Here is a 259-nt window from a genome sequence, read left to right as displayed (position 1 = left end):
ATTAAATAATCCCCTGGTGGGGACGGAAACTTGTTTTTCTTTCGTGCGTTGAATAAACACGATAACTAATGATAGTTAAATTAAATAATCCCCTGGTGGGGACGGAAACTGATAAGCGGTTGAAATTTCTAATGTTTTGTCTTTAATTTCTAGTTAAATTAAATAATCCCCTGGTGGGGACGGAAACTTGTATGGTATTTTGTATTAGTTGCATATGTTTATATTCGCGTTAAATTAAATAATCCCCTGGTGGGGACGG

The organism is Veillonella parvula (assembly GCF_001553335.1).
In the GTDB taxonomy this organism is placed as follows: domain Bacteria; phylum Bacillota; class Negativicutes; order Veillonellales; family Veillonellaceae; genus Veillonella; species Veillonella parvula_S.
Note: the sequence above shows the minus strand (reverse complement) of the source record.